Origin of the sequence: Stenotrophomonas sp. 278, assembly GCF_003935715.1 — a bacterium.
Lineage (GTDB): Bacteria > Pseudomonadota > Gammaproteobacteria > Xanthomonadales > Xanthomonadaceae > Stenotrophomonas > Stenotrophomonas maltophilia_AH.
The window spans coordinates 1-5,023 of sequence record NZ_RHPP01000210.1 but is presented as its reverse complement, the minus strand read 5'-3'; the positions used below and the strand labels follow the sequence as shown (position 1 = coordinate 5,023).

At 66.8% G+C, this 5,023-nt stretch carries 3 protein-coding genes and 1 pseudogene; all 4 read left to right on the top strand.

Translation table 11 applies throughout. From position 1 onward, the window contains the following. Positions 1-477 (top strand): annotated as a pseudogene (locus EGJ34_RS20435) (tetratricopeptide repeat protein); the annotation flags it as partial. Between the two features lie 205 nt (positions 478-682). Beyond that, positions 683-1,372 (top strand): phosphate regulon transcriptional regulator PhoB, encoded by a 690-nt coding sequence (gene phoB, locus EGJ34_RS20430; RefSeq protein WP_125362262.1) that lies wholly within the window; start codon positions 683-685, stop codon positions 1,370-1,372. A gap of 92 nt (positions 1,373-1,464) precedes the next feature. After that, complete coding sequence (phoR, locus tag EGJ34_RS20425) at positions 1,465-2,802, top strand: phosphate regulon sensor histidine kinase PhoR (RefSeq protein ID WP_125362261.1); 1,338 nt, start codon at positions 1,465-1,467, stop codon at positions 2,800-2,802. Then, a complete protein-coding gene (ppk1, locus tag EGJ34_RS20420; RefSeq protein ID WP_125362260.1) occupies positions 2,799-4,883 on the top strand; it encodes a polyphosphate kinase 1 in 2,085 nt (694 codons plus the stop codon). Before phoR ends, ppk1 begins: the two co-directional genes overlap by 4 nt. Positions 4,884-5,023 lie beyond the last annotated feature (140 nt).

Sequence of the window (5,023 nt, the reverse complement as noted above, 5' to 3'; positions counted from 1 at the left end):
GACAATCTGTGGCTGGCGCTGGCACTGGGCGAGGCCGAGTCGCGTTCAGGGCAGGCCGCCCAGGCCGCTGCCCGCTTCGACGCCCTGCTGCGCCAGCATCCGGGTAGCCGCCCGGTGGCCCTGACCTATGCCGACGTGCTCAATCAGCAAGGTGGCCGCGAGGCCGGGCAGCGGGCGCAGGCAATGCTGCGCCCGCTGCTGTCGCAGAGCGGCAATGACCCGGTGTTCCAGCAGCGCTTCGCCCGCGCCAGCGAACTGGCCGGAGACACCATTCGGGCCAGCGAGGCGTACGCCGAAGCCGCCTTCCTGAACGGTCGCCCGGAACAGGCACTGATGCAGCTGCAGGCCCTGAAGAAGCAGCCGGAGCTGGATTACGTGGGCCGGGCACGGGTGGACGCGCGGATTGAAGCCATCACTCCGACGGTGCTGGAGATGCGGCGACAGGGGATCAATGATCCGGAGCTGGAGCGGCGGTAAGTCCGCGCCAGGAGCAGCCGGGCAAAGCCCGGCTCTACGAGACAGCCGACCCGCGCAGAGCCGGGCTTGCCCGGCTTGCTTTGCGCGTGAAAGTGACATGAAAGCGACATGTCGATGAATCCACCCTGGCAGCTGGTCACAAACCTGTCATGAAACCGTAGTCTACTGGGCAGCATCCCGGTCTGATAAGCATTACGGTGGGCACGTGCAAAAACGCATCCTGATCGTCGACGACGAACCCGCGATCCGCGAGATGGTCGCCTTCGCCCTGCGCAAGGGCGATTACGACCCCATCCACGCCGGCGACGCGCGCGAAGCGCAGACGGCCATTGCTGACCGCGTACCGGACCTGATCCTGCTGGACTGGATGCTGCCCGGCACCAGCGGCCTGGACCTGGCCCGACGCTGGCGCAAGGAGGCGCTGACCCGCGAAGTGCCGATCATCATGCTGACCGCGCGCGGCGAGGAAAATGACCGGGTCGGCGGCCTGGAAGCCGGCGTGGACGACTATGTGGTCAAGCCGTTCTCCGCGCGTGAACTGCTCGCCCGCATCCGGGCGGTCATGCGCCGGGCCCGCGAGGACGACGAGGACGGCAGCGTCGCGGTGGGCAACATCCGCATCGACGGTGCTGCCCACCGGGTCTTCGCCGGCGACCAGCCGATTCCGATCGGCCCGACGGAATACCGCCTGCTGCACTTTTTCATGACCCATCCCGAACGTGTCTACACCCGCGCCCAGCTGCTTGACCATGTGTGGGGCGGCAGCGTCTATGTGGAAGAGCGCACCATCGACGTGCACATCCGCCGCCTGCGCAAGACGCTGGAGCCGTTTGGCGCGGAAAACATGGTGCAGACGGTCCGTGGGGCGGGCTACCGGTTCTCGACCGCGACCTGATCACGGCCGGGCCTGATATGGTCCATTAGCGGATCGCATTCCGTGCCACCCAACCATCAGCGGGGCAGAGCCCCGCTCTACGCGAGTCTGTAATGCCGCGCCACATCCGCTCCGCCTGGCTGAAGACCCTTGCCACCCTGGCCGTTCTGCTGCTTGCCGCGGTACTGGCGGGCCTGGCCACCGGGCATGTATGGATGTGCATTGCACTGGCCTCTATCGCCGCGCTGGTCTGGCATTACTGGCGCCTGCGCGCGGTCCTGGGTCGGCTGACCGCACGCCAGCGTTGGGATACCGCCAGTGGCACCGGCGTCTGGAACGAACTGGACCGCGTGCTGTATCGCAACCAGGTGGAGATGCGTACGCGCAAGCGCCGGCTGCTGGACATGCTGCGCAGCTACCGCGCCGCCGCCGCCGCCCTGCCGGACGCGGTGGTCGTGGTCGACCGCAACAGCCAGCGTGTGCAGTGGTTCAACGAAGCGGCGACCTCGCTGCTGGGCCTGCATCACCCAGGCGACCTGGGCGAGGCCCTGGTGGAGCGTCTGCAGCCGATGCCGCTGGCGCACTGGCTGGCCGGCGGCCGCAACGCCGAACCGATCCTGGACGTGCCGTCCCCCGTGGACCCGGCGATCCGTCTCAACCTGCGCCTGATCCCGTATTCGCCCGACTACTGGCTGCTGATCGCGCGCGATGTGAGCAAGCTGCTGCGACTGGAGCAGGTGCGACGCGACTTCGTGGCCAACGTGTCGCACGAACTGCGCACGCCACTGACCGTCGTGCATGGCTACCTGGACATGATGGACCCGGAAGACTTCCCGGGTACCGGTCCGATGCTGGAAGAAATGCGCAAGCAGTCCCAGCGCATGGCACAGCTGGTCGAAGACCTGCTGACCCTGTCGCGTCTGGAATCGCAGGAACATACCGAAGAAGAAACCGTGGCTATGGCCCCGATGCTGGCCACGCTGCGCCGCGAGGCTGAAGCGCACAGCCAGGGCCGCCACCAGATCAGCGTGACCGACAACGCCGGCGTGGACCTGCTGGGCTCGACCAAGGAGCTGCACAGCGCGTTCTCCAATCTGGTCACCAATGCCGTGCGCTACACCCCGGTGGATGGCCGCATCGAGGTGGTGCTGGCGCGCGAGGGCCAGGGCGTGGTGTTGTCGGTCCGGGACACGGGCTATGGCATTCCGGCCAACCACCTGCCGCGCCTGACCGAACGCTTCTACCGGGTATCCAGCAGCCGTTCGCGCGAAAGCGGTGGCACCGGGCTGGGCCTGTCCATCGTCAAACACATTCTGGGCCTGCACCACGCGCGCCTGGAGATCCAGAGCGAGGTCGGCAAGGGCAGCACGTTCTCGTGCCACTTTGACGCCGACCACGTGCGTGCGCGCACCGAAGCCGCTCTTCCTTCTGCCGAAGACTTCTCCGCATGAGCACCCTCGTTCCCATCGCGTTGCCGACGGACACCGATTCCCTGCGCGAGCCCTCGCTGTACATCAATCGCGAACTGTCGCAGCTGGACTTCAACTTCCGTGTGCTGGCCCAGGCCATGGACCCGCAGGTGCCCGTACTGGAGCGCCTGCGCTTCATGTGCATTTCCTGCACCAACCTGGATGAGTTCTTCGAGATCCGCGCCGCGGCCGTGCGCCACGCCCAGGAGTTCGGCCTGCCGCCGGCACCGGATGGCATGACGCCGCAGGCGATTCTGACCGCCATCCATGACCGCGCCGCCGAACTGGTCGACCAGCAGTACCGCTGCTGGAACGAGACCCTGCGCCCCGCCCTGCATGAAGCGGGCATCGACGTGCTCGGCCGGCATTCGTGGAACCATCGCCAGAAGCGCTGGCTGCGGGCGTACTTCCGCAACGAGATCATGCCGGTGCTGTCACCGCTGGGCCTGGACCCCTCGCACCCGTTCCCGAAGATCCTCAACAAATCGCTCAACATCGTGGTGGTGCTCAAGGGGACCGACGCGTTCGGCCGCGCCGGGCACATGGCCATCGTGCGCGCCCCGCGTTCCCTGCCCCGCATCATCCAGCTGCCTGATTCGCTGGGCAACGGCGCGCAGACCTACGTGTTCCTGTCCTCGGTGCTGTCCACCTTCGTCGAGGAACTGTTCCCGGGCATGGAGGTGCAAGGGGCCTATCAGTTCCGCGTGACCCGCAATTCCGAGCTGGTGGTGGACGAGGAAGAAGTGGAGAACCTGGCGCTGGCGCTGCGCGACGAGCTGGTGGACCGCGGGTATCGGCCAGCGGTGCGCCTGGAGATCGCCCATGACTGTCCGCGCGAGATCGTGCGCACCCTGCTGCAGAACTTCGGCCTGACCGAGAACGCGGTGTACCGGATCGACGGTCCGGTCAACCTCAACCGGGTAATCCAGCTGTATGACCTGCTGGCGCGCCCGGACCTGAAGTACCCACCGATGAGCCCGCGCACCCTGCGCGACACTGATGGCATATTCGAGACCGTGGCCCGCAAGGACGTGCTGCTGCACCATCCGTTCGATGCGTTCACCGCCGTGCTGGACCTGATCAAGCAGGCCGCGGTTGATCCGAATGTGCTGGCGATCAAACAGACGCTGTACCGCACCGGCAAGGACTCGCAGATCGTCGATGCACTGATCCTGGCCGCCCGCAACGGCAAGGACGTGACCGTGGTGGTGGAGCTGCGCGCGCGCTTTGACGAAGAGGCCAACCTCGGGCTGGCCGATCGCCTGCAGGAAGCCGGCGTGCAGGTGGTGTACGGCGTGGTCGGCTTCAAGACCCACGCCAAGATGCTGCTGATCGTGCGCCGCGAGGGCCGCAAACTGCGCCGCTACGTGCACCTGGGAACCGGCAATTACCACAGCGGCACGGCACGGGCGTACACCGACCTGAGCCTGATCACCGCCGATGCCGATATCGGCAACGACGTGCACCTGCTGTTCCAGCAGCTGTCCGGCCTGGCATCGAAAACCCGGCTCAAGCGCCTGCTGCAGTCGCCCTTCACCCTGCATACCGGCCTGCTGCAGAAGATCGACCGCGAGATGCGCCTGGCTGCCAGCGGCCGTCCGGGCCGGATCATTGCCAAGATGAATGCCCTGAACGAACCGCAGGTCGTGCGCGCGCTCTATGCCGCCTCGCAGGCAGGTGTCCAGATCGACCTGATCGTGCGCGGTGCCTGCACCCTGCGGCCAGGCGTACCGGGGGTGTCGGACAACATCCGGGTACGTTCGATCGTCGGTCGTTTCCTGGAACACAGCCGGGTGTACTGGTTCGGCAACGATGGTGCGTCCGAGCTCTACTGCGCCAGCGCGGACTGGCTGGAGCGAAACCTGCTGCGCCGCGTGGAAACCTGCTTCCCCATCCTGGATCCGGAACTGGCCCGCCGCGTGTACCGTGAGGTGCTGCAGAACTACCTGGACGACAATCTCAATGCCTGGGAGCTGCATGCCGACGGCGAGTACCGCAAGTGCGTGCCCGGCCACGACGAGCCGCCACACTCGGCGCAGATGGCGTTGATGCAAGGTTTGTAGATCGAAGATCTGCAAACCGGGTAGCGCCGGCCGTTGGCCGGCCCTCAGCACCGCCTGGGCCGGCCCCCGCCCGCGGGGCCCCCCGCCCCCCCGGGGGGGTTAAAAAAAGGGGCCGGGCCGCCCCGGGGAAAGTGGTGGGT

Excerpts from the sequence above, each read along its gene's own strand:
- phoR (WP_125362261.1), top strand. The coding sequence starts at position 1,465 with ATGCCGCGCCACATCCGCTCCGCCTGGCTGAAGACCCTTGCCACCCTG.
- ppk1 (WP_125362260.1), top strand. The coding sequence starts at position 2,799 with ATGAGCACCCTCGTTCCCATCGCGTTGCCGACGGACACCGATTCCCTG.